Source organism: Streptomyces sp. NPDC002309 (genome assembly GCF_053593375.1).
On record NZ_JBSFCI010000039.1, the window covers coordinates 40,113 to 64,558 of the forward strand.

The 24,446-nt window shown below is 69.7% G+C and carries 22 protein-coding genes and 1 pseudogene; 11 read left to right on the plus strand and 12 right to left on the minus strand.

Annotated features, from left to right (window positions below):
* Window positions 1-8 precede the first annotated feature (8 nt).
* From ACWCPM_RS27880 to ACWCPM_RS27890, 3 genes are all read right to left on the minus strand, one after another.
* Entirely contained in the window at window positions 9-1,004 is a 996-nt protein-coding gene (locus ACWCPM_RS27880; RefSeq protein ID WP_450979006.1) for a UbiA family prenyltransferase, read from the minus strand.
* Between the two features lie 34 nt (window positions 1,005-1,038).
* Window positions 1,039-4,083: a hypothetical protein gene (locus ACWCPM_RS27885; RefSeq protein ID WP_450979007.1), complete on the minus strand. Its 3,045-nt coding sequence runs from the start codon at window positions 4,081-4,083 to the stop codon at window positions 1,039-1,041.
* A gap of 549 nt (window positions 4,084-4,632) precedes the next feature.
* Window positions 4,633-6,072 carry a gamma-aminobutyraldehyde dehydrogenase gene (locus ACWCPM_RS27890; protein ID WP_450979008.1) on the minus strand — a complete coding sequence of 480 codons (1,440 nt, stop codon included), beginning with the start codon at window positions 6,070-6,072 and terminating at the stop codon, window positions 4,633-4,635.
* A 165-nt stretch (window positions 6,073-6,237) separates the two neighbouring features.
* Between ACWCPM_RS27890 and ACWCPM_RS27895 the strand changes: the two genes are divergently transcribed.
* The 6 genes from ACWCPM_RS27895 to ACWCPM_RS27920 all read left to right on the plus strand — a co-directional run bounded on the left by ACWCPM_RS27895 (window position 6,238) and on the right by ACWCPM_RS27920 (window position 12,153).
* Window positions 6,238-6,786: an Lrp/AsnC family transcriptional regulator gene (locus ACWCPM_RS27895; protein WP_450979009.1), complete on the plus strand. Its 549-nt coding sequence runs from the start codon at window positions 6,238-6,240 to the stop codon at window positions 6,784-6,786.
* A complete protein-coding gene (locus ACWCPM_RS27900) occupies window positions 6,771-8,153 on the plus strand; it encodes an aspartate aminotransferase family protein (protein ID WP_450979010.1) in 1,383 nt (460 codons plus the stop codon). Before ACWCPM_RS27895 ends, ACWCPM_RS27900 begins: the two co-directional genes overlap by 16 nt.
* Before the next feature lie 227 nt (window positions 8,154-8,380).
* Entirely contained in the window at window positions 8,381-9,121 is a 741-nt protein-coding gene (locus tag ACWCPM_RS27905) for an ABC transporter ATP-binding protein (RefSeq protein WP_450979011.1), read from the plus strand.
* Window positions 9,103-10,533, plus strand: a complete 1,431-nt coding sequence (locus tag ACWCPM_RS27910; RefSeq protein ID WP_450979012.1) for a hypothetical protein — start codon at window positions 9,103-9,105, stop codon at window positions 10,531-10,533. Before ACWCPM_RS27905 ends, ACWCPM_RS27910 begins: the two co-directional genes overlap by 19 nt.
* 122 nt (window positions 10,534-10,655) lie before the next feature.
* A complete protein-coding gene (locus ACWCPM_RS27915) occupies window positions 10,656-11,063 on the plus strand; it encodes a VOC family protein (RefSeq protein ID WP_450979013.1) in 408 nt (135 codons plus the stop codon).
* A gap of 394 nt (window positions 11,064-11,457) precedes the next feature.
* Entirely contained in the window at window positions 11,458-12,153 is a 696-nt protein-coding gene (locus ACWCPM_RS27920) for an LAETG motif-containing sortase-dependent surface protein (protein WP_450979014.1), read from the plus strand.
* Window positions 12,154-12,301: 148 nt separating this feature from the next.
* Here ACWCPM_RS27920 and ACWCPM_RS27925 read toward each other — a convergent pair whose 3' ends face one another.
* From ACWCPM_RS27925 to ACWCPM_RS27950, 6 genes are all read right to left on the minus strand, one after another.
* Window positions 12,302-13,138: a maleylpyruvate isomerase N-terminal domain-containing protein gene (locus ACWCPM_RS27925; protein ID WP_450979015.1), complete on the minus strand. Its 837-nt coding sequence runs from the start codon at window positions 13,136-13,138 to the stop codon at window positions 12,302-12,304.
* A 15-nt stretch (window positions 13,139-13,153) separates the two neighbouring features.
* Window positions 13,154-14,185: an ABC transporter ATP-binding protein gene (locus ACWCPM_RS27930; protein WP_450979016.1), complete on the minus strand. Its 1,032-nt coding sequence runs from the start codon at window positions 14,183-14,185 to the stop codon at window positions 13,154-13,156.
* Entirely contained in the window at window positions 14,185-15,876 is a 1,692-nt protein-coding gene (locus ACWCPM_RS27935; RefSeq protein ID WP_450979017.1) for an ABC transporter permease, read from the minus strand. Before ACWCPM_RS27935 ends, ACWCPM_RS27930 begins: the two co-directional genes overlap by 1 nt.
* Window positions 15,852-16,931 carry a thiamine ABC transporter substrate-binding protein gene (locus tag ACWCPM_RS27940; protein ID WP_450979018.1) on the minus strand — a complete coding sequence of 360 codons (1,080 nt, stop codon included), beginning with the start codon at window positions 16,929-16,931 and terminating at the stop codon, window positions 15,852-15,854. The genes ACWCPM_RS27935 and ACWCPM_RS27940 overlap by 25 nt, the downstream gene beginning before the upstream one ends.
* A gap of 207 nt (window positions 16,932-17,138) precedes the next feature.
* Window positions 17,139-18,245, minus strand: coding sequence for a 23S rRNA (adenine(2503)-C(2))-methyltransferase RlmN (gene rlmN / locus ACWCPM_RS27945; protein ID WP_450979019.1), 1,107 nt, complete (start codon window positions 18,243-18,245; stop codon window positions 17,139-17,141).
* Between the two features lie 125 nt (window positions 18,246-18,370).
* Window positions 18,371-18,688 carry a hypothetical protein gene (locus ACWCPM_RS27950; RefSeq protein ID WP_450979020.1) on the minus strand — a complete coding sequence of 106 codons (318 nt, stop codon included), beginning with the start codon at window positions 18,686-18,688 and terminating at the stop codon, window positions 18,371-18,373.
* Between the two features lie 442 nt (window positions 18,689-19,130).
* Here ACWCPM_RS27950 and ACWCPM_RS27955 point away from each other — a divergent pair, with 442 nt between their 5' ends.
* From ACWCPM_RS27955 to ACWCPM_RS27970, 4 genes are all read left to right on the plus strand, one after another.
* Window positions 19,131-20,177, plus strand: a complete 1,047-nt coding sequence (locus ACWCPM_RS27955) for a cupin domain-containing protein (RefSeq protein WP_450979021.1) — start codon at window positions 19,131-19,133, stop codon at window positions 20,175-20,177.
* A gap of 122 nt (window positions 20,178-20,299) precedes the next feature.
* Window positions 20,300-20,536, plus strand: a complete 237-nt coding sequence (locus ACWCPM_RS27960; RefSeq protein WP_450979022.1) for a hypothetical protein — start codon at window positions 20,300-20,302, stop codon at window positions 20,534-20,536.
* 44 nt (window positions 20,537-20,580) lie between these two features.
* Window positions 20,581-20,805 (plus strand): hypothetical protein, encoded by a 225-nt coding sequence (locus ACWCPM_RS27965; RefSeq protein WP_450979023.1) that lies wholly within the window; start codon window positions 20,581-20,583, stop codon window positions 20,803-20,805.
* A 356-nt stretch (window positions 20,806-21,161) separates the two neighbouring features.
* A complete protein-coding gene (locus tag ACWCPM_RS27970) occupies window positions 21,162-21,899 on the plus strand; it encodes a chaplin (RefSeq protein WP_450979024.1) in 738 nt (245 codons plus the stop codon).
* Window positions 21,900-22,265: 366 nt separating this feature from the next.
* Here ACWCPM_RS27970 and ACWCPM_RS27975 read toward each other — a convergent pair whose 3' ends face one another.
* Both ACWCPM_RS27975 and ACWCPM_RS27980 read right to left on the minus strand, forming a co-directional pair.
* The gene (locus ACWCPM_RS27975; protein WP_450979025.1) at window positions 22,266-22,538 is read right to left on the minus strand and encodes a hypothetical protein; all 273 of its coding nucleotides are present in this window, start codon (window positions 22,536-22,538) and stop codon (window positions 22,266-22,268) included.
* Window positions 22,539-22,612: 74 nt separating this feature from the next.
* A complete protein-coding gene (locus ACWCPM_RS27980) occupies window positions 22,613-23,350 on the minus strand; it encodes a hypothetical protein (RefSeq protein ID WP_450979026.1) in 738 nt (245 codons plus the stop codon).
* Window positions 23,351-23,819: 469 nt separating this feature from the next.
* Between ACWCPM_RS27980 and ACWCPM_RS27985 the strand changes: the two genes are divergently transcribed.
* The gene (locus ACWCPM_RS27985) at window positions 23,820-24,311 is read left to right on the plus strand and encodes a hypothetical protein (RefSeq protein WP_450979027.1); all 492 of its coding nucleotides are present in this window, start codon (window positions 23,820-23,822) and stop codon (window positions 24,309-24,311) included.
* Between the two features lie 40 nt (window positions 24,312-24,351).
* Here the strand turns inward: ACWCPM_RS27985 and ACWCPM_RS27990 are convergent.
* Window positions 24,352-24,446 (minus strand): annotated as a pseudogene (locus ACWCPM_RS27990) (aldehyde dehydrogenase family protein); the annotation flags it as partial.

The following is a 24,446-nucleotide window of genomic DNA, read 5'->3' on the forward strand; positions in this document are numbered from 1 at the left end:
GAATCCGGTCATCCATGGGCGAGCCTCCGATATCCCGCACTCATGCGGTGCTTCAGGCGTCTCGCGGTCAGCGGGAGGAGCACCAGCAGGAAGACGGCCACCGCGGCGAGGCCGCCCGCCCTTCCGCCGGCACACAGGGCGACGGTTCCGAATCCCGTCAGCAGTTGGACTCCTGCGAAGACGTACCGACGCCGCATGTCCGAACGGGAGTTGAGTGACAGGAAGAGCGAAGCGAACGAGGCGAGGGCGAAGCCCGCGGCGACGATCGCCGTCGGCCAGGAGAGAGCGCCCTTCACGAAGTGCACCAGGAACGGGCCCAGCGTGATCGCCGACAGAAGGATCTGCAGTGCCCAGGCGTAGAGGACGAGCCCACGGGGGATGTGGGGCGCGTCCGTCCCGGATGGCCTGGCTCCGAACAGGATGGGGGTGGTGCGCGCCCCGTAGGCGTGGTCACTGCTCAGGTCACGCAATCCGGCGTGGACCCCGTTGATGAACGTGATGAAGACGACGACCGAGACCGCCAGCAGAGCGGATGTGGAGGTCGGCTCCCCGGCGACCAGCGCTCCGTAGTAGGCGAAACCGGCCGCGCCGACACCTTGCAGGAAGTCCATGAGCGGCGGTACGGCTGTCCGCTTGCCCGCGACGTTGTAGGCGGCCGTGGCGGCGAATCCGATGAAGAGGGCGAGCAGACGGTAGGGGTCGAACCCCAGGAGGAGCGGGTCCGCGAGAAGTCCGAGCACCACGGCCGCCACCACGACGACCAGTGCCGTACGCGGGCTGATCAGCCCACTGACCAGGGGACGACCGGCCTTTCGGGGATCTCCTCGGTCCACCTCGATGTCCGCCAGGTCGTTGACGACCGAGAGGACGACATGAAAGGGCAACGACATGCAGAGCGCGAAGGCGATTCTCTGCGGGCTGGTGTCGGCAGCCGTCATGGCCCCCAGGATCGGAAGGGCCAGGCTCCATCCGAAAAGGGGAATCCGGAGGAAGCTGCCCAGCATTCTGATGGTAGCGATGAGATCGACCCCCTGGTGTTCACTCCTCCGCGGTCCACGCCCCCGGATGGAAGTCGTAGTCCCGCGCCAACTGAAGCAGGATCCGCGTATATCTCTTGGCGAACTGCTTCACGGAATACGATTCGTTCAGGCAGCGCAAGGCCGGCTTGGTCAGCCGTTCACGCATGATGGGATTGTGCGCGGCCTGGTAGATGGCGGAGTTGAAGAAGCCGACCTGGTCGATGATGCGGCGCGTGTTCACCACGTTGACCTTCGACCGCACATTCATCCGGAGGTGCCCGCGGCCCGTTTCTTCGAGAAAGAGGTCGACGGCCTGCGGGTGCAGCACGTTGAGGATCGCGAGGGAGTCGACGATCTTGGATCCGACCGCCCCGCCCACAGTGCTCGGAACCAGTTGGAACGCCGAAAGGGACTGGTCCGGGTAATAGATGCCGACGACACCGAGTGCCTCCACCAGGGCCACCGCGAACTCGGAGTCGTCGTCCGCCAGCGCATCACGCAACGCCGTCTCGACCTCGGTCATCGGCGCCCCGACCTTGCCGCAGGCCAGCCCCAGTGGCAGCAGGAAGAGGTTGAGCGAGCGCATCGCGCCGGCGTCACGGCTGACGATGGTGGCCCGGTCGTTCCTCAGCAGGTACTCGGTCTGCCATGCGACGAAGGGGCGCCAGTCGCTGTCCGTCGGTGCGAGCACCCCGAACGCGATCAGATGCCACAGCCGTGCCCTCGGCGGGAGCCTCGTGTACCGCTCGGCGAGGAACTCCTCCAGGTCGTGCAGGGAGCGGCTGCAGTGCGACGACAGGACGATGGCCCCGATGACCCGCAGGAAGGCGATGTCCGAGCCGAGCAGTTCGGCCAGCAGGTCGTACTCCTGGCGCAGATCGCTGTGCGGGTCGAGCAGGTCGACGGCACGGCCGAGGAGTTCGCGCGGTTTCTGACCACCGTGGAAGTAGACACTCGGCGACTGCATGGCGTCGACCATGACCGCCTCGCCCAGCCGTTGCGAGATGGTGTTCGCCGCGACCGAGGTCACCACGGCCCCGATGAGGCGGTGGTTGAACTTCCGGACATGGAGCTTGCGCGTCAGCAGTTCCCACCACAGTCCGTCGGCCCATTGGATGAGCCGGCCGTCATGCACCAGGTTGATGTACAGGATGATGGTCACGTCCGCCAGGAACGCCAGCCTTCGGCGTGCGTCCCGGGGTGCCTGTATCCGTACCTCCCGTGCGATCTTCTCGGTGAACCGCATGACGATCTCGTGTTCACCCTGGAGCCATTTCAGGTAGGCCATGTAAGCCACCATCCGGGGAAGCTCCGAATGGTCGGCCAGGGCCATCTCCCGGAAAAGCTCCTCTGCCGCGAACCCCAGCTGGTACGCGGCGTTGAGTGCGATCTGCCGGGTCTCGTCCCGGGACAGCAGCCGGAGGATCTCACCCTTCCGCAATTCAGGACTCATGCGCGACAGGGCGTTGGCGGCGAGTCCGTGAAGTTGCGGCTCGGATGCCATGGCGAACGCTTCGATGAGCCTGGCCGTGGCCGCACCGCTGTTGCTCTCCAGAGCGTGCTCCAATGCCGCGGTCGCGGTCTGGAGCATGGCGTCGAGTGAACCTGTCGCGGTCTGCGCACGGCGGTATCCGGGGTCGACGGCCAGACCGTAGAGATCGTCGGGTTCCAGCAGCCCGACCCCGATACCGCTCCTCATGTGCTCTGCGAGGTAGTCGAGTCCGTAGCGGTCGATCTCCTGCCAGGATTCCTGGGACTCACCGGACCCCTGCGCGTACCGGCCGACATAGGATCTGGCGATTTTCGCGTGTATCTCACGGGCCGGCGCGTGGTACCGATTCGGTGTGCGGTCCGAAAGCAGGTTGACGCCGACGAACTCAGCCATCGAACTGTGGAAGAAGCGTACATCAGAGTTCTCGTGACCGAAGTCGATGAGCTGTTGCAGTTCGTCGATCCTGGTGCTCACGGTCTGGATGGGCCAGTCGAGAATCTGCGCGACCCGGTCCACGGCGATGGGTGCCAGCACGACGGACAACAGTTCAAGAAGTGGCAGATAGTTCTGAAGGACGGCGTCACCCCGGCCGTACTCGCCTGAGTCCGGGATCAACTGGTCGAGATACGAGCTGTAGAGCTGGGAGAGACCTTCGGGTATGCGGGGTGGGTTGTCGATGTTCCCGGACTTGATCTCGTCGAGCAGGTGGCGCGCGTACTGGAAGTTCACACCGGCGGCCCGGGCGATCAGTTCCGGCTGCCATGTGTGATCGGCCGTCGCCGGCTCTCGCGCCAGTCGGCGCTCCACGAAGGAGAGGACGTCCTGCCGGCTCTGCGGCTCCATCCCGGGGTCCGCGAGGTCGAGCACAGCCGTCTGGTTCGGAAAGAGGTCGCGAATTCTTCGATCCGTCTTCGTGGAGATGAGAACTTTGACGTTTCCCGGCAGGTCGGACATGCTGGCGATCAGATGGGGAATCGACGTCCCGCCGCCCGTCAGCGCCTCGTCGAGACCGTCGACCAGGATCGCGAAATTCACGTCGGGCGCTTCTCGGGCCAGCAACTCCAGCGGCATCTTGATGGATTCGCTGAAGCCGTCCATGATCGATCTTCCGGTGATCCACAGATGGTCGGTGTGCACTCCGACGACCCTGCCGAGATTGCTGCCGACATTGATGTCGACCCGGGTCAACGGCGGTGAGGTGGTGCGGAGTACCGCATGGGCGTAGGCGGGGGTGCTCGACGCGAGATCGGTCGCCAGGCGCCTTACGTAGGACCGCGGATCGATGCTCGCGCCCTGAAGCCGGCGGCTGCAGAACTGGAAGGAATTCCACCGCTTCCGTATCCGGCGCAGCAGTTCACCGGCGGTCCCTTCCGGAACCGGTCCCGCCCCGCTGAGCCATGCGCACAGGGCGGTTTTCCCGACACCTGGAGGTCCGGTGACGAGCAGGAACTTCTGACTCGTCGGATCGTCGAGCCACTTCGCGATCCTGGGAAGGAGCCACTCACGCCCGGTGAAGTCACGAGCGATGAACTCGATGTCCGCCGACAGGCCCGCCGCTCCCCCGTGGTTCATTTCCCCCCGGTTCTCCCCTTGATCATCCATAACCGGACCGGGGCCATCCGGGACTCGATGACGGCGGCGCGTGAATTGACCTTCCGCTGGAGTGCCGTATCTCCTGACCGATCTGTATCCCAGCCGTCAGTGTGCCAGCCGAAGATGGTGACCGCACAAGAAACACGTGAGTTCCCGCACCGCCGTCGGCTCCGGAAAGCAAGGCGGCACGTCGGCGAAAGCCCCTGCGGAAGGACCGGGCGTCCGCCGCCCTTTCGACCGCGTGCGCCTGCCCGGCCCTGACGGACCGCCCGCAGCCCGCGACGCGGCGGCTCCCGACACGGCGGCAGAGTCCCGTCACCGTTCGGACGGCTCCCCGGTGAGAACGGCTCCTCAGTCAGAACCGCTTCCCGGTGAGAACCGCTTCCCGGTGAGAACGGCGCCCCGGCGGGACGGGGCCGTCATCGGCCACCGGACGGGTCCGCCCGGACGCACAGTGGCCCTGGACGGATCATGCTCTGTCCAGGGCCACATCTCACGCCGTCCGCGCTCGGAGCGGACGACGGGCGACTACACGTCCAGGGACGTCATCACGTGCTTGATCCGCGTGTAGTCGTCGAAGCCGTACGCCGACAGGTCCTTGCCGTAGCCGGACTTCTTGAAGCCGCCGTGCGGCATCTCGGCGACCAGCGGGATGTGCGTGTTGATCCACACACAGCCGAAGTCGAGCTTCTTCGACATGCGCATCGCACGGCCGTGGTCCTTGGTCCAGACCGACGAGGCGAGGGCGTACTCGATGTCGTTGGCGTACGCGACGGCCTGGTCCTCGTCACGGAAGGACTGGACGGTGATGACCGGGCCGAAGACCTCGTTCTGCACGATCTCGTCGTCCTGCTTCAGGCCGGAGACGACGGTCGGGGCCCAGAAGTAGCCCTTGTCGCCGACCCGGTGGCCGCCGGTCTCCACCTTGGCGTGCGCGGGCAGCCGCTCGATGAAGCCGGCGACCTGCTTGAGCTGGTTCGGGTTGTTCAACGGGCCGTAGAGCACGTCCTCGTCGTCCGGCTCACCGGTCTTGGTCTCGGCCGCGGCCTTGGCGAGGGCCTGTACGAACTCGTCGTGGATCGACTCGTGCACCAGCACCCGGGTGGCCGCGGTGCAGTCCTGTCCGGCGTTGAAGAAGCCCGCCACGGAGATGTCCTCGACGGCCTTGGCGATGTCGGTGTCCTCGAAGACGACGACCGGCGCCTTGCCGCCCAGCTCCAGGTGGACCCTCTTGACGTCCTTGGCGGCGGACTCGGCCACCGACATGCCGGCGCGCACCGAGCCGGTGATGGAGGCCATCGCCGGGGTGGGGTGCTCGACCATCATGCGGCCCGTGTCACGGTCACCGCAGATGACGTTGAAGACGCCCTTGGGGAGGATCTCCCCGAGGATCTCCGCGATGAGCACGGTGGAGGCGGGCGTGGTGTCGGACGGCTTCAGCACGACGGTGTTGCCCGCCGCGATCGCCGGGGCGAACTTCCACACGGCCATCATCATCGGGTAGTTCCACGGCGCGACCTGCGCGCAGACGCCGACCGGCTCACGGCGGACGATGGAGGTCAGCCCCTCCATGTACTCGCCGGCGGAGCGGCCCTCCAGCATCCGGGCCGCACCCGCGAAGAAGCGGATCTGGTCGACCATCGGCGGGATCTCCTCGGAGCGGGTCAGCCCGGTCGGCTTGCCCGTGTTCTCCACCTCGGCCGCGATCAGCTCCTCGGCGCGCGTCTCGAACGCGTCCGCGATCTTCAGGAGGGCCTTCTGCCGTTCGGCCGGGGTCGCGTCACGCCAGGCCGGGAACGCGGCCTCGGCGGCCGCCATCGCGGCGTCGACGTCGGCCTGCCCGGACAGCGGCGCGGTGGCGTACGCCTCGCCCGTCACCGGGTTCACCACCTCGGTGGTCCGTCCGTCGGCGGCGTCCCGGAACTCTCCGTCGATGTAGTTGCGCAGACGACGCAGCTCGGTGCTCACTGCCGGCCCTCCAAGTTCGGGTGTCCCATCACTGAGTCACCCACCCTAATCGGTAGCCCCACGGTTTCAACACCCCCCGAGGCGCCAGATCTGCGATATCCGCAGTATTCGAACGCGTACACAACGAATTTCATCGATGCGGCCTTGCGAAACTGTCGAGACGTCGTGCACAGTGAGGCCGTGGCCAGTCGAAGCGCAGACCAGAGGAACTCGCGGGATCTCCGCGAGTCCTTCCGTGAGTCCTCCCGCGAGTCGCGGAACGGCACCCCCCAGCTGGACGCCGTGTCCCTCGCGATCATCGAGCAGCTCCAGGAGGACGGCCGCCGGCCGTACGCCGCCATCGGCAAGGCCGTCGGCCTGTCCGAGGCGGCCGTGCGCCAGCGCGTCCAGAAGCTGCTCGACCAGGGCGTGATGCAGATCGTCGCCGTCACGGACCCGCTGACCGTGGGTTTCCGCCGGCAGGCGATGGTCGGGGTCAACGTCGAGGGCGACCCGGAGAACGTGGCCGATGCGCTGACCGCCATGTCGGAAGTCGAGTACGTGGTGATGACCGCGGGCTCGTTCGACATCCTCGCCGAGATCGTCTGCGAGGACGACGACCACCTGCTGGACGTCATCAACAAACGCATCCGGGCCCTGCCCGGCGTGCGCTCCACCGAGAGCTTCGTCTACCTCAAGCTCAAGAAGCAGACCTACATGTGGGGAACCCGATAACCGTGAGTACCAAGGACCTCAGCAAATCCGCGTACGACCACCTGTGGATGCACTTCACCCGGATGTCCTCGTACGAGAACTCGCCCGTGCCGACCATCGTGCGCGGTGAGGGCACCTACATCTACGACGACAAGGGCAAGCGCTACCTCGACGGTCTGGCGGGTCTGTTCGTGGTCCAGGCCGGTCACGGCCGGGTCGAGCTCGCCGAGACCGCGTTCAAGCAGGCCCAGGAGCTGGCGTTCTTCCCGGTCTGGTCCTACGCCCACCCCAAGGCCGTCGAGCTGGCCGAGCGCCTCGCCCACCATGCCCCGGGCGATCTGAACAAGGTCTTCTTCACCACCGGCGGCGGCGAGGCCGTCGAGACCGCCTGGAAGCTCGCCAAGCAGTACTTCAAGCTGCAGGGCAAGCCGACCAAGTACAAGGTCATCTCCCGCGCGGTCGCCTACCACGGCACCCCGCAGGGCGCGCTGTCCATCACCGGCCTGCCCGCCCTGAAGGCCCCCTTCGAGCCGCTCGTCCCGGGCGCGCACAAGGTGCCGAACACCAACATCTATCGCGCCCCGATCCACGGCGACGACCCCGAGGCGTTCGGCCGCTGGGCCGCCGACCAGATCGAGCAGCAGATCCTGTTCGAGGGCCCGGAGACGGTCGCCGCCGTCTTCCTGGAGCCGGTGCAGAACGCCGGTGGCTGCTTCCCGCCGCCCCCCGGCTACTTCCAGCGGGTGCGCGAGATCTGCGACCAGTACGACGTACTGCTCGTCTCGGACGAGGTCATCTGCGCCTTCGGCCGCCTGGGCACGATGTTCGCCTGCGACAAGTTCGACTACGTCCCGGACATGATCACCTGCGCGAAGGGCATGACCTCGGGCTACTCCCCGATCGGCGCGTGCATCGTCTCCGACCGGCTCGCCGAGCCCTTCTACAAGGGCGACAACACCTTCCTGCACGGCTACACCTTCGGCGGCCACCCCGTCTCCGCGGCCGTCGGCCTCGCCAACCTCGACCTCTTCGAGCGCGAGAACCTCAACCAGCACGTGCTCGACAACGAGGGCGCGTTCCTGTCCACCCTCCAGAAGCTGCACGACCTGCCGATCGTCGGCGACGTCCGCGGCAACGGCTTCTTCTACGGCATCGAGCTGGTGAAGGACAAGGCGACCAAGGAGTCCTTCGACGAGGAGGAGACCGAGCGCGTCCTGTACGGCTTCCTGTCCAAGGCCCTGTTCGACAACGGCCTGTACTGCCGTGCCGACGACCGCGGCGACCCGGTCGTCCAGCTCGCCCCGCCGCTGATCTCCGACCAGGAGACGTTCGACGAGATCGAGCAGATCCTGCGCGCGACGCTGACGGAGGCGTGGACGAAGCTGTGACCGGCTGACGCGGTGATCCTCCGCGATCTCCCCGAGCTTCCCTCGGGAAGATCGGCGACGGCCCCGGCGCCGTCCGTTCGAGTGAGAACGGCGGCCCGGGGCCGTGTGCTGTCCGGGAGCCCGGTGGCCGCTGCCTAGCGTGCCCAGTGACCGATCGGCCCAGCCCTCGTTCCCCCGCACGGGGGACCTGGCACGGCACAAACGGATCCGAACTGAGGTGTACGCCCATGGTGGCTCCGCCGGACAACGACGTCCTCTGGGCACGCGCCCTGCACTTCCAGCACCCCGACGGCACCCCGGCGCTCAGCGGCGTCTCGCTGGCCGTCCGGGAGGCGGAGATCCTCGCCGTCGCCGGCCCGCGCGGCAGCGGCAAGAGCACGCTCCTGGCCTGCCTGTCCGGCCTGCTGCGCCCCAAGGGGGGCGAGGTCTGGTTCAACAGTCTGCCCGTGCACACCATGGGGCCCGTCGCCCGCGAGCGGCTGCGCCGCGACCGGTTCGGCTGGATCGACCCCGCCCCCGTCCTCGTACCGGAGCTCAACGTCTGGGAGAACGCCGCGCTCCCGCTCATGCTGCGCGGCACCAGCAGGCGGCGCGCCAAGACGGTCGCCCGGGAGTGGCTGGACCGCCTCGACGTCGGTGACTGCGCCCGTAAGCGCCCGCACGCGCTGCGCCAGGCGGAGCGGCAGCGGGTGTGCATCGCCCGCGCGCTGGCCCCCGCGCCGACGGTCCTGTTCGCCGACGAGCCCACCGCGCCGCTGCACCACGCCGACCGCGGGCATGTCCTGCGCACGCTGACCACGGCGGCCCGCTCGCACGGCATCACGGTGGTCCTCGCCACCCACGATCCGACGACCGCGGCCCTCGCCGATCGCACGGTCTCCCTGCGGGACGGGCGGTGCGTCACCAACCTGCAGCTGCCGCCGGTCGCCGAGTCGGAAGGCCGGGCCGCGTGCTCGCTCTCCGTCTGACCCGCAGCGCCCGTCCGGCCGTCCAGCTGCGACGGCTCCTCGTCGCGGCGGCATCGGCCGGTACGGGCCTCCTCCTGCTGTGCACCCTCGGCTACGCGCTGGGCCACCCGGACGATCCCCCCGCCGCCGTGCTCCGCCTGGCCTGGTGCACGGTGCCGCTGGCCGCCACGGTCCAGTTCGCCGTCGCCGTCGCCCGGACCGACCCGGGCACCCGCCCCCGTCCGGGCCTGTCGGCGATCGGGCTGGGCCCGGCCCGTCTGATGAGCATCGCGGCGACGACCACGGCGCTGTCCACGGCCCTGGGCTCGATGCTGGCCCTGCTCGTCTTCCTGCATCTGCGCGGCACCATCACGGGCATGCCCTTCGACGGCGCCGGAGCCCAGTTCCTGGCGGCGGACCGGTCCCTGCCGGTGGCGGGCGCCCTGACCCTGCTGTCCCTGGTCCCGGCCGCCGCGTCGTTGTCGGTGGCCCTGGTCCTGCGCCCGCGCGAGGCCGGCCCGGCCCGGTCGGACGGCGCGCGGAAGGCCTTCGGCCGCTTCGGGGCGTACGGGACCGGGGCGATGCGGGAGACGTTCGGGGCGTACGGCCGTTTCGGCGCGCGTCTGCGGCGCGAGGCCGGCGAACGGCGGGCGGACGGCCCCCAGACGGGCACCGCCGGTGCCGCCGCGACGGTGACGGCCGGGCGATCGCCCTCGCACGCGGCCGCGGCGGCGCCCCTGCCACGTGACGGCGACGCCCCGCAGGCCGCCGACACCGAGGCCGCCCTCCTGGCCCGGACGCCCGGCACCCGCGATGCCCAGGACGGGCGTCCCCACCCCACCGCGGCCCTCCCGTGGGGCATCTCCACCCTCGCCGCCGGTCTCGCCGTGGAGGCCTACGCCGCCCACACCACCGCCACCACCGACATGCCGGGAGGGTTCACGAGCGGACCCGTGGGCGTCCTGCTCGGGTGGCTCCTCACCGCCGTCGGACTCGCCCTGGCCGGCCCGGGCCTCACCCACATCTGCGGTCACCTGCTCCAGAGCGTCCGCCCCGGCGCCCTGCGCCTGCTCGCCGGCCGGGTCCTGATGGAGGAGTCCGCCCGCATCGGCCGTCCCCTGGGCATCGTCTGCGCGGTCGCGTCCGCCGCCTACGCCATGGCCGCCCTGCAGAACCCGGACGGTCCCACCTTCGGCCCGCTCACCACCCTCGGCGCGCTCCTCGTCGCCGGGTGCACCGTGGCCACTCTGCTGACGGCCGCCGTGGAGGCCAAGCACGCCCGCGCCGGCACCACGGCCGCCCTGCTCCGCCTGGGCGCCCCCACGACCATGCTCCGGGCCGCCGCCACTCTCCGGGCCGCCGCCCTGGTCGCCCTGTTCGCCCCGCTGACCCTGGTCGTCGCCGCTCTGGCGGCGCAGCCGCTGACCCGCTGAAGGGCGCGCTCCGCGAGGTCGATAGAGAGTCCGTGCGAAGAGATCTCCGACCGGCGATGAGTTCCGCGCGCCCCCGGGGTCTATTCCACCGAACGGCACGACACCGACGGGAGAGACCACAGATGTACCAGCAGATGATCTTCGTCAACCTGCCCGTGAGCGACATCGACGCCTCGAAGAAGTTCTTCACGCGGCTCGGATACTCGATCAACGAGCGGTTCAGCGACGCGTCGACCGCCTCGGTCGTGATCAGCGACACGATCGTGGCCATGCTGCTCGCCAAGGAGAAGTACGCCGGGTTCACGAAGAAGGAGATCGTGGACGCGACGAGGTCCAGCGAGGTGCTGCTGTGCCTGAGCGCGGAGAGCCGCGAGAAGGTCGACGAACTGGTGGACGGCGCGATCGCGGCAGGCGGCTCCGCCAGCGGTGAGACCCAGGACCACGGCTTCATGTACGGCCGCGCCTTCGACGACCTGGACGGGCACACCTGGGAGGTCATGTGGATGGACCCGGCGGCCGTCGAGGGCTGAGCCACCCGCACGCCGAGCAGGGGCGGGTGCACCCGGCACCACCCGCCCAGGGCGGGTCGGCCCGATTCCGCGTGGTGCGGTGCCCCTCGCCCTGACGGGGCGTCGGACGCGCCGCGCCATGCCGACGGAACGCGCCCCTGACCCCCTCCCGGTCCCTTCATGGACCCACCCCCCGGCGGTGGTCGACCGGATCGAGGAAGGCCCCGGCCACGCTGAAACGTCCGGTCGGTTAATAAGAGGGCAAAGGCAACCGCCGGTACCCTCCTGCGGATTGACACTCCTTATGGCGCGCTTATAAACCTGTGAGCCTCGTGGGGGTGGTGGGCCCGGCCGGTGCCGACGCCTCATCTCCCCCTCAGCCCCCCGCAATTTGCGCATCCCATGAAGGACAAACGTGTCCATAAATCGCCGTAACGCACGTCGTTCCGTGCGCGCCCTCGGTGTCACCGCCGCCTCCGCCGCGCTCGTGCTCGGCGTCGCGGGCAACGCGCTCGCCTGCCACATCAGCGAGTTCTCCGCCGCGGCGGAGTGCGAGGGCACCAAGGGTGTCATCACGGTGACCGACAAGGACCCGTCCGGCACCCCGGCGACCGTGTCGGTCTACCTGGAGAACAAGGGTGCCGACGAGCGGCTCGTCGGTTCCCAGGAGGTCAAGGGCTCGCGCGAGGGCGTCACGATCACCTTCGCCGAGGACTGGAAGCCGAACGCGACATACCGCGTCCACGTCAAGGCCGGCAAGCAGGTCGACGCGGACATCGAGCCGAACCTGGTCACCCCGGCCACGGCCTGCACCACCGACGACACCCCGAAGCCGACCCCGTCGGAGTCGGCGCCGGAGCCCTCGGACGCCCCCTCGACCCCGGTCGAGTCCGACTCCCCGGCCCCGACGCCGTCCGAGGACGACAGCACCGCGCCCGCGGACGCCCCGGGCAACGCCCCGTCCCCCGCGGTCGGTGACTCCAACCTCGCCGAGACCGGGGCCGGCTCCGGCACGGGGATGATCGTCGGCATCGCGGCGGCCCTGGTCGTCGTAGGTGGCGGCGCCGTCTTCCTCGGCATGCGTCGCCGTGGGGCGAACAGCGACAGCTGATCCCTCGCGCACGGGGTCAACGACGGTGGCCCGTCCCTGCCCAGGGGCGGGCCATCCGCCGTACGGGCCACCGACGTACGCCGGGTGCCGGGCGCCGCACGCCGGGCGCCGCACGCCGGGCGCCGGGACGCGCACCGCGCGCGGCCCCTCAGCCGAACGTCGCCCGCTCCAGCCAGAACTCCAGCAACTCCCGCTCCCCCAGCACCTCCACCTCCGCGCCGTCCAGCGGCAGCCGCCTGTAGAACGCGAGCAGCACCGAGGTGAGCGGTCCGCGCAGCGCCACCGTCGCCTTCTCGTGCCCGCGCCGCCAGACCATCCCCTCCTCGGTCAGCTCCACGATCCTCCCCCACCCCTCGGCCAGAAGGACCGCCGTCCCGCTTCGCCCGGCGTCCGGCTCCGGTCCGGCGTCGGTCGCGTGCAGGTGGATGCTCCTCCCCGTCCCGCGCAGCTCCTGCGCCGGGTCGTCCGGCATCGTCCGCTGCACGAACCGCACGATCTCCAGCCACTCGTCGATCGCATCCACCGCCACCTCGGGCGCCACCTCGTAGGGCAGCCGGGCGGCCAGTGCCGCGTCGGCCCGGTGGACGGTGATCTCATGGGTCATCCGGCGCGCCCAGAAACCGGCGTCGCACTCCCCGGCCCACCCCCACACCGCGGCGTCCGGGCCCGCCTCGCGCAACGCGGCCACGACCGACTCGCCGCTCTCCGCCAGCCAGGCGTCCAGTGCCGCCGCGTCCCCGGTGGCGGCGGGCCCCTCACCACCCGGCACCCGGTCCTCCGGGATCTCCACCTCGGAGCGGGTGCGCACGAGCAGCTCCACCCACCGCAGAGCCTGGCCCATGTGCCGCACGAGGTCCTCCAGGGACCAGTCGGGGCAGGTCGGCACGGTGGCCGCCAGATCGGCCCCGGACGTCACGACCGACCTCAACAAAGCCACCTGATGGGCGATTTCGTCGCAGTACCGATCATGGGCGAGTCGCGTCATGCCCGCACCCTACGATCACCCGGATCGGCCGAGCACCACGATTTCCGACGCGTCGAACTCGACGCCCACGCTCTCCCCGACCTCGGGCGCGTCCCGCAGCGCGCACGCCGCCTCCAGCCGGGGGGCGCCGTCCACCGGTCGCAGATGCACGGCGACATGGGTGCCCTTGAACGTCCGCGCCGCCACCGTGCACCGCAGCCCGGCGTCCGGGGCGCCGAGGCGCACACCGGAGGGCCGCACGAGCACGGTCCGTACTCCCTGCTCCGCACCCTCCGGCACCGGCAGCTTCCCCCACACCGTGTCGGCGGCATGCGCGCCCACCGTCGCCTCGGTCACGTTCTCGAAGCCCAGGAAGCGTGCCACGAACTCGTCCGCGGGCCGCTGCCACACCTGGAGCGGCGTACCGGACTGGGCGATCCGCCCGTCCCGCATGACCACCACCCGGTCGGCCAGCGCGAAGGCCTCCCCCTGGTCGTGGGTCACCGCCAGCACGGTCGTGCCCAACCGGTCGAACAACTCGCGCAGTTCCACGACGAGGCGTTCCCGCAGCGACCGGTCCAGCTGGCCGAGCGGCTCGTCGAGCATCAGCAGCCGGGGCCGGGGCGCCAGCGCGCGGGCCAGTGCCACCCGCTGCTGCTCACCGCCCGACAACGCGGCGACCGCCCGGCGCGCGGCGCCCGGCAGCCCGACCAGCTCCAGCAACTCGCCCACCCGCGCCCGCTGCTGCTCCTTCGGCGTCCCGCGCGTCCGCAGCCCGAAGGCCACGTTGCCGCCCACGTCCCGCTGCGGGAAGAGCTGATGGTCCTGGAACATCAGCCCGACGCCCCGCTGATGCGCGGGCACCCCGGACTGGTCGCGCCCGTCGAGCACCACCCGCCCGGAGTCCAGGGGTTGCAGCCCGGCGACGGCCCGCAGCAAGGTCGACTTGCCGCTGCCGCTGGGCCCGAGCACACACACGACCTCGTGCTCGGCCACGTCCAGATCGACACCGTCGAGCACGGGCCGCCCGCCGAAGCGCACGGTCGCGTGCTCCAGACCGAGCAGCATCAGAACTCCCCCGTCCGGTCGGTCCGCAGCCGTTCCAGCACCAGCAGCGCCACCGCGCACACCACCATCAGAATCGTCGAAAGGGCCATCGCCTGGCCGTAGTTGAGATCGCCGGGCCGCCCCAGCAGCCGCGCCACGGCGACCGGCAGGGTCGGGTTGTCCGGGCGCGCGATGAACACGGTCGCCCCGAACTCGCCCAGCGACACCGCGAAGGCGAATCCGGCCGCGACCAGCAGCGCCCGCCGCACCATCGGCAGGTCCACCTCGCGCCAGGCCCGCCACGGCGAGGCCCCGAGCACCGCAGCCGCCTCCCGCAGCCGTACGTCCACCGCCCGCAGCACCGGCAGCATGGTCCGCACGACGAACGGCACCCCGACCAGCGCCTGCGCCAGCGGCACCAGGATCCACGAGGCCCGCAGATTCAGCGGCGGCTCGTCGAGCGCGATCAGGAACCCGAAACCGACCGTCACCGCGGACACGCCCAGCGGCAGCATCAGCAACGCGTCGAACCCGCGAACGAACCGCCCCGCGTCGCGCCGGGTCAGCGCGACCGCGGCGAGCCCGCCGACCAGCACCGCGATCGCGGTGGCGACGACCGCGTACGACAGTGAGTTGCCGATCGCGTCGATCGGCGGGACGAGGAAGGTGCCGCCGTCCTCGCTGGTCAGCGCACGGTAGTAGCCGAAGCCGGGCGCATCGAGAGATCGCTGCACCAGCACCGTCAGCGGCAGCAGGATCAGCAGGGCGACGACGGCCAGGACACCGGCGAGCAGAGCCCACTGCCCGGCCCCGCGCGGCCGGCGCGCGGTCACGGACGCGTCCACCAGCCGCAGGGCGGTCTCCCGCCGCCGCACGGTCCAGGCGTGCACGGCGAGCACCGCGCCCACCGCCGCGAACTGGACCATCGTCAGCACAGCGGCGGTGGCGAGGTCGAAGACCTCCGTGGTCTGCCGGTAGATCTCCACTTCGAGGGTGGAGAAGGTGGGTCCGCCGAGGATCTGCACCACACCGAAGGAGGTGAAGGTGAACAGGAAGACCATCAGCGCGGCGGCGGCCACCGCCGGTCCGAGCGCGGGCAGGGTGACGCTGCGCCACGCGCTCAGCCGTGAGGCGCCGAGCATCCGCGCGGCCTCCTCCTGGCGTGGGTCGAGCTGCGCCCAGAGCCCGCCGACCGTCCGCACGACGACCGCGTAGTTGAAGAAGACGTGCGCGAGCAGGATCGCCCACACGGTGGTGTCCAGCCGTACGCCCCAGAGGTCGTCCAGCAGCCCGCCGCGCCCGACCAGCGCCAGGAACGCCGTACCGACCACGACCGTCGGCAGCACGAACGGCACCGTGACGACCGCCCGCAGCACCTGCCTGCCGGGGAAGTCGAGGCGGGCGAACACATACGCGCCCGGCAGCGCGATCAGCAGCGTGAGCGCGGTCGAGGCGAGCGCCTGCCAGGTGGTGAACCACAGGACGTGCCGGATGTCCGACTGGGTGAGCACCTCGGCGAACCACCCGAACTGCCAGGCCCCGTCGGCCTTCAGCCCGCGGCCGACGATCGCGGCGACCGGGTAGGCGAAGAAGACCGCGAAGAACGCGACGGGCAGGGCCAGCAGCGCGAGCCGAGCCGCGCTCCCGCGGGCGTTGCGGGTGATGCGGGCGTTGCGGGCGTTGCGGGCTACTTCAGTACGAGCGATGTCCACGACTTGACCCACTCGTCACGGTTTTCGGCGATCTTCGCCGGGTCCATGGTCTGGGGATCGTCGGCCTGCGGGCCGAACTCCACGAACTCCTGCGGCACCTGGGCGCCCTCACGCACCGGGTAGACGAACATGTTCAGCGGCATGTCGTCCTGGAACTCCTTGGTGAGCAGGAAGTCGAGGAGCGCCTTGCCGCCCTCGGGGTTCTTCGCGTTGCTCAGCAGCCCGGCGTACTCGACCTGCCGGAAGCAGGTGCCCATGGCCACGCCTGTCGGGGCGGTCGTCGGCTTCGGGTCGGCGAAGACGACCTCGGCGGGCGGGGAGGAGGCGTACGACACGACCAGCGGCCGGTCGCCGCCCGCCTTCCTGCCGCCCGCGGAGCCGGAGAACTCCTCGTTGTAGGCCTGCTCCCAGCTGTCGACGACCTTCACGCCGTTGGCCTTGAGCTTCTTCCAGTAGCCCGCCCAAGCGTCGTCGCCGTACTTCGCGGCCGTGCCGAGCAGGAAGCCGAGGCCGGGTGAGGAGGTGGAGGCGTTCTCCGTGACCAGGAGGTTCTTGTACGCGGGCTCGGCGAGGTCGTCGAGGGTCTGCGGCGGGTCCAGCTCGCGCTCGCTGAACCAGGCCTTGTCGTAGTTGACGCAGATGTCGCCGGTGTCGACGGGCGTGACACGGTGCTTGTCCAGGTCGGCCAGGTACTCGGGCAGGACCAGGTCGGTGCCCTTCGCCCGGTACGGCTGGAAGAGACCGTTGTCGAGCGCGCGGGACAGCAGGGTGTTGTCGACGCCGAAGAGGACGTCGCCCTGCGGGTTGTCCTTGGTCAGGACGGCCTTGTTGACGGCCTGACCTGCGTCTCCGTCCTTGAGGACCCTGACCTGGTAGCCGGACTGCTTCTCGAAGGCGGCTATCACGCTCTTGGACACGGCCCACGAGTCGTGACTGACGAGCGTGACCGTCTTGGAGTCCGCGCCCTCGCCACCGGACCCCGAGGACCCGCACGCGGACAGCGTGACCAGGCCCAGCCCGATGACGACCGCGGTGAACTTCTTGGTGGTGCTCACTGACTTTCCTCCTGGCTGACCAGGAAGAGACGCGGCCCTGCCCGGGACCTGGAAGGGGTTTCCCGGGCAGGGCGCAACAGCTTGAGTGACGACCGATCTCCCTACCCAGAATGACCTGGGCGAGGTTCAGAGGGTCTGCGGACTGTCCCGCACTCTCAGCGCTGTGGCGCTCCCCTGCCGGAATATGAAGATGTGTACCGCGTCAGACTACCGCTCGGTGGCGGCGAGCTGACCACACGCCCCGTCGATCTCCTGGCCACGGGTGTCCCGGACCGTCACCGGCACACCATGGGCGGCGATGGCCTCGACGAAGGCCTTCTCGTCCTCGGGCCGGGACGCCGTCCACTTGGAGCCCGGAGTCGGGTTCAGCGGGATGAGGTTGACGTGCACGGGCTTGCCCTTGAGCAGCCGGCCGAGCCGGTCACCACGCCATGCCTGGTCGTTGATGTCCCTGATCAGCGCGTACTCGATGGACAGCCGCCGCCCGGACTTCTGCACATAGTCGAACCCGGCATCGAGCACCTCGCGCACCTTCCAGCGGGTGTTCACGGGGACGAGGGTGTCGCGCAGCTCGTCGTCCGGGGCGTGCAGCGAGATCGCCAGCCGGCACTTGAAGCCCTCGTCGGCGAAGCGGTGGATCGCCGGCACCAGTCCGACCGTCGAGACCGTGATCCCACGCTGCGACAGCCCGAGCCCGTCCGGCTCGGGGTCGGTCAGCGCGCGGATGGCCCCGACGACACGCTTGTAGTTGGCCAAGGGCTCGCCCATGCCCATGAAGACGATGTTCGACAACCGCGAGGGCCCGCCGGGCACCTCACCGTCGCGCAGCGCCCGCATACCGTCCACGATCTGGTGGACGATCTCGGCGGTGGACAGATTGCGGTCGAGCCCCGCCTGCCCGGTGGCGCAGAACGGGCAGTTCATCCCGCACCCCGCCTGTGAGCTGATGCACATGGTCACCCGGTCCGGGTACCTCATCAGCACGGACTCGACGAGCGTCCCGTCGAACAGCCGCCACAGCGTCTTACGGGTGGTCCCCTCGTCCGTCGACAGATGCCGTACGACGGTCATGAGCTCAGGAAGCAACGCCTCCCGCAGCTTCCCGCGCGACCCGGCGGGGATGTCGGTCCACTGCTCAGGGTCGTGCGCGTACCGCGCGAAGTAGTGCTGCGAGAGCTGCTTGGCACGAAACGGCTTCTCACCGATCTCGGCGACGGCTTCCTTGCGCTCGGCAGGCGTGAGATCGGCAAGATGCCGCGGCGGCTTCTTGGCTCCGCGCGGGGCGACGAATGTGAGTTCTCCGGGCTTAGGCATGGCCCCACCAGTGTCGCAGATCCACTCGAGTGACCCGCGGCTGCCGCCGCCTACGACGGTCGGTAGTAGCCACCACCGGTCGCCACTGAGCACCCTCGGACGGCCCAGGGACGGCCCAGGATCGATCACGCGTCGCCCGACTGCCACTCGTCGAGCCGGACCCTGACCTGGTGGTTGCGGTCGTTGTGCCAGTAGACCTCACCACAGACGAAGGTCCCGAGGGCCGGGAGCTCCATCCCAAGCGGCATGCATGTGATCTCCGCCAGCGCTATGGCGTCCGGCACACCATCTATACATATGAAGACCCCGAACGGCTGGCGCCCGATGACGGCTCCGGTGATCCGGCTCCCTACAGGCGGGGCGGCGACGGTCGCCACCCAGCTCGCCCGCACCGCCTCGGCGGCCGCCACTTCAGAACTGGCGGGCCACGCATATGCGTCCATCGCGACAGCATGACCCAGCGAGCGCTCAGAAGGCGCTGGGTGGGATCGCCGATGCACGCCCTGTGACCTCATGTTCTCCGGTTGACGATTGTGGACCTGCGGCGCCTTCGACACGCATTCGACAGAGGGGCTGGCGATGCATGTCGGTCTGGAGCCGCCCACCCGAGGTATCGGTCTTGGCGTGCCGGCTCGTACCGGGGAAGGGTGCCTCGCCCTGCTCTGCGCCCTCTTCGAGATGGTCTGGGCCGGAGCCCAGCCACTCGCCGACACACCACGGCATCACGCACATGCCCTGACCGAGAGCGAGTACACCGTCTTGAAGCACCTCGCCGCCGGCTACACCGACCAGGCGATCGCACCGCGGCTCAACCCCTCGCTACGTTCAGTCCCAAGCACATCCGTGGCCTCGTGGCGCGCTGGAGCATGACCCGCCTCGCACCCCGTGCTGCGTGAAGTCCGTCCGTCGCTCGACTTCGTCGGCGGCAACTCTCTCACCTGCCATTTTCCCTCGGCTAACAGCGGATGTGAACAGTCACATATCACTGGGCCCAGCAGGAAGGTGATCATGACGCAATCAGCAGAGGTCTCGCGCGCGCCCCGAGTCTTGAGCATTCACCGGGGAGAGGGTCTCGAGTTCATCGAGTCGCATCCGAGCGAACCGGGTAAGGGCGTCCGCGTGGCAACCTTCCTCGGACCGGAGGACGGTGCCACTCACCTGTCGATCGCGATCGTCGAACTGGAGCCCGGCGGTCACATCGTCGGACACCGGCACCCGTTCGAGGAGTCGTTCTTCGTCCTGGAAGGGAATCCGCTTCTGGCGGTTGCCGACCACAATTACGCTCTGCGCCCGCAGGACTTCGGGTTCGTGCCCTATGCCGTGGGTCACGCCTGGAGCAACCCGTCGGACGAGCGCGTGCGCATGTTGCGTGTGCACGCTCCGCAGGCGCGTCCCATCGACGGCAGGGGAACGTGGGGGGTGTTCGAGGCGCCGGAGACGAAGGTGCCGACAGAGGGCGTGACCGTCGACGAGCTCGACCCCTCCAAGCCGTACGTCGGTCACTTCGAGCAAACGGACATGGCGCCGCCCGGTTCGATCTCGATGCCGGGCTACCACGGTGCGAACGTACAGAACGTCCAGATCCGCATGATGGTGGACGATCTCCTGGGGACACGCCACCACGCCATGTTCATGGTGCAGTTCACACCCAGCCTCGTGGATGACGCTCCGCTCAAGACCGCGAAGGAGCACTTCCACCCCTTCGAGGAGACCTACTACTTGATCTCCGGCCGGACTCGGGCCTTCTGCGACGGCAAGGAGGACCTCGCCGGGGTCGGCGACCTCATCTTCGCCCCCGTGGGTGCGTCGCACGGCTTCGCGGCGCTCGGCACGGAGCCGCTGTGCTGGATCGAGGTGCAGTCACCGACGCCGCCGGCCAGCGGTGGATTCACCTTCCACAACGACTGGGCGAATCAGACCAACATGGGTTGATGGTCCCCGTCGCGGCGCGACCCCTCCCCCTGTCCGGGCTCGGCTGAGCCCGGACAGGGGGCAGCGTGCGTTCATGGGCACCTCGATGGACTCCAAAATCGAACACATGCTTGAATTCGGCCATGCGAACGTTCCCCGCCGACCTCGCCAGGGCGCAGCAGGAGTGGAGCGCCACGTACCGGCAGCTCACCGAGCTGCCCTGCCGCACCGAACTGCGTCGGCGCCTGTACCGGCTCTCCACTCGGGTGCACCTCCATCGCCACTGGCACCAGCGGCGCCCGGGGCCTGCCGTATGGCGGGAGCTGCGGGACCGGGGACGACCGGCGCTCACGGGCGCGAGTGAACGGCCGCGCCCGTGACCCGCCCGCATGCGGGACCGTACGGCCCGGATGATCCTGAGGACATGTCCGGACCGATTCGTGTCATCGTGCATCCGCCGTCGCCCACGGGCGGTCGGCGCGTGCGTGTGGACGGCGAGATCCTCGGACTGGCCCACAACCTGACCGACGTCGCGGAGTTCCTCCGCCGAGCCGGCCTGGAGGTCGATCCGGCAGAGGTCGCCGCGGCCCCGTGGATCGACTGGCGAGGGGTGGGGCCTGATGTCTGGGGCCCCGATTCGCGAAGCTGAGACACCACGGAGACCCGGTGGCGGCCTGCGACAGCGGCTTGCCATGGCGTCCGTCGGTGCAGGGCTTGCACCTTGGGCAGCAGCATTCCCGGCCGAAGTATTCTCGGTAGAGGCTTTCCCACGCCAAGTGCGCTTATCCGATGGAACAATTGCGCTTTTCAACCTTCCAAGAGCCTTCCAAGAGCCTTCCAAGCACATCCCGAGTGGTTACCGGGGCCGCGGGCTAGTGCCCGAGAGTGGCCTCGAAGACCACACCCATAACCCTGATCGGGAACGGGCGTTTTATGAGTGCGGGTGAGTACTCGCGATGGTGTCAGGAAGGTAATTAACCTATGAAACGGGTTACCCGAAACAGTGTGTTCGCCGTTGCCGCCGCGTCCGGCGCGATGGCCATGGCGCTTCCCATGTCCACCGCCCTCGCGGCCGACGGAAGCAGCGCCGAGGGAGTGGCGGCAGGCTCTCCCGGGGTGGCCTCCGGCAACGCCATCCAGCTCCCCGTGAGCGTGCCGGTCAACATCTGCGGCAACACGGTGAACGTCGTGGGGCTGCTCAACCCGGCCGCGGGCAACTCCTGCGCGAACAAGGGCGGGGCGAAGGCCGCCGGTTCGCAGGACAGCACCGCCTCGGAGGACAGCACGACGTCGGAGGAGAGCACCGACTCCGCCGCTTCCAGCGTGTCCGGCGGGGCGTCGGCCCAGGGGCTCGCCACGGGTTCGCCCGGGCTGCTCTCGGGCAACGGCATCCAGCTCCCGATCGACCTGCCGGTGAACGTCTCCGGGAACAGTGTCGACGTCGTCGGCCTGGGCAACCCGGTGTTCGGCAACTCGTCGGTCAACGGCCCGGGCGAGCCCAGCCAGCCCCCGAAGACCTCGACCCCGAGCATCCCCGCACCGAGCACCCCGAGCACGCCGGTGAAGCCCGAGACCCCGAAGTCCCCGGCCCTCGTCCCGGCCCAGCCGGGCCCGCTCGTCGAGGTGCCCCAGCTGGCCCACACCGGAGCCGACCTCGCGGCCCCGGCCGTCGCCGGCACCGCGGCGCTCCTCCTCACGGGCACGATCCTGTTCCGCCGCTTCCGCCCGGGCCAGGCCCGCTGACCCGGTCGCCGCAGCGGAACCGCGGGCTGATCCCGTATCCCGATCAGCCTCTGCCAGGTCCAGCCGCCGCCCTGTCGCCACCCGAGGCGTCAGGGCGGCGGCTTCCGCTTTGCCGTGGTCGGCCGGACCAACCGTCGTTCCACGCCCGTCGTCCACCTCCCACCGCGCCCGCCCTCAGGACCGAACCGAGTAACCCCGGCACCGCGACCTCGTCGGAGGAACGCGTTCCTCGGCAGAACAGGGCCCCGGGAGAAGTCAGTGACACCTTCTCCCGGGGCCCAGCACGTTCGTGGCGGCGGCGGTGAAACGCGCCGTCGGCCGCCTTTCGGCGGCCGACGGCGCGGACTTGACCCTGCGGGTGGGCGGTCAGAGGGCCTGGCTGTTGCAGCCCATGTCCGAGCCGAGGTGGTTCTGCTGCGCGCCCGGGTTGCCCTCGCCGTTCAGCAGGTTGCCGGCCAGGCCGGTGAGAGCGCCGACGCTGCCGAGCACCTCGATGTTCATGTCGTGCGAGCGGCACTCGATGCCCTGCGTGAGCTCGAGGTCGTCGCCGAAGTCGCCGGCGACGGCGGTGGTGCCACCGAGGGAGCCGATGCTTCCGAGGATGGCGCCGACGAGGACGACCTTCTGAAACTTGCGCATTGCTACTCCGTTGGTCGAGCGGGTGGGGGGTGCAACAGGGGAAGTCGGTGTTGCGGACGGCTGCCGAGCGGCCGTCAGCCGAGTCGCGGAAGTCCCAGCTGGCCGACGGGCGGTGCCGCGATCTGTCCGAGGCCGACCGGCGACAGCTCCGGTGCGGTCGGCGGCGCGAGGAGCGGGTTGACGATCGGGTTCACCTGCGGGTTCACCTGCGGGTTCAGCTGCGGGGCGACCTGCATCGGAGGCTCCGGCGCGAAGGTCTGGGGGACGGCGAGCTGCGGTGCGACCTGCGGCATGACCTGAGGCACCACCTGAGGCATGACCTGCGGCTGCGGCGCGGGAGCGGCCTGCTGGGGGTAGGGCGCCGGGGCGGCCTGCTGCGGGTACGGCGCCGGAGCAGACTGCTGCGGGTACGGCGCGGGGGCGGCCTGCTGCGGGTACGCCTGCTGCGGATACGGCGCGGGGGCCGCCTGCTGCGGCTGGGGCGCCGCCGCGGCCTGCGCCGCACCCTGTGACGAGGCCGCGGAGTACGCGTAACCCGTCTGCTGCGGTGCGGCCTGCTGCGGGTACGGCGCGGGGGCGACCTGCTGTTGGTAGGGCGAGGCGGTGGCCTGTGCCGTCCCTTGCGTGGCGGCCGCGGCAGCGGGACCTGCCTGCTGCGGGGCCTGCGGGGCGGCCGCCGAGTGATCGGGAGCCGACATCGGAGCGCCACCGCCGTATCCCCCGGGACTGTCGGCATGGCTGACGTCGGCGCCGATGCCGGTCAGACCGCCGGCCGCTGCTACCACGAGCGCGGCCTTGTGAAGCTTGCGCATTAAACCCTCGGCCCTTCGATACCTGTAACGGTAATCCATTGCATTCCGTGCGCCCTCACGCGTGCGTACAGGCACGCGGCGCGCACTACGACTTCAGCAGCGGTCAATCATGAGGAGCACGTGGACTTCGCATCGGAACCAGCAGCGAATTCCCGCACACTTCTTCAGGTTCACGGTTGCCGCCCTCCCCCGTGGAACGAGGTCTTCTTCGCCACGGTCACGGCACAGGGAGGTCCGTCACCCATTTGCCGGTGTCAGCAGGCGAGTCGGGGCGGACGTCAATGCCCTTGCGGCAAATGGGTGACCCCGATCGGGCGCCCGTATCTGGCTCCGCGCCGACTTCGTTCCCCACGCGGCGAGAACGAGGGTCCGTCGCAGCCGCGCACCGTGGCAGTACGTCGACGACCGCGCCGCCTCATCAGCATTTCACCAAGTTCCGTGCACAGGTCAATGAAGGGCCGAGGATTCCATGCGCAAGCTTCAGCACGTCGCGCTCATCGTCGCAGCAGCCGGCGGCTTTTCCGCCGTCGGCGCCGGCCCAAGCTCCGCCGCCACTCCGGTCGCCTACGACGGCTATACACCGACTCCCGTTTCGCAGCCGGACGCCCAGGCCACCTCGGCCACCTCCGCGCAGGCGTCCGCGCAGACCTACGGCTCGTCGGCTCCGCAGCAGGCGGCTCCGCCCCGGGGCACCCAGGTCAACCCGCAGATCAACCCGCAGCTGAACCCGCAGATCAGCCCTCAGCTCTCTCCGCAGGCCCCGCAGGCTCAGCCCACCCGCCAGGCCGCCGCACCGGTGAGCCAGGCCAACCTGTTCCGCCCGTCGCAGGAGTGCAGCCCGCAGAACCTGCTCGCCGCGAACGTCCCGGTCGCCCTGCTCGCCGCCTCGCAGACCCGCGGTGTGGACTGCACCCAGGCCAACAGCCAGGCGAACTCGTTCGCCAATGCGCGCGCGAACTAAGGGCGTTGAAGGGTCAGGCGTCGACCGTGCCGGGCACGGTCGCCCGGTCGACGTCCGCCGACGGCATCACGACGAAGGGGTCGCTGCCGCCCAGCTCCAGCACCGTCTTCTTGACCATCTCGCCGGCCGTCGAGG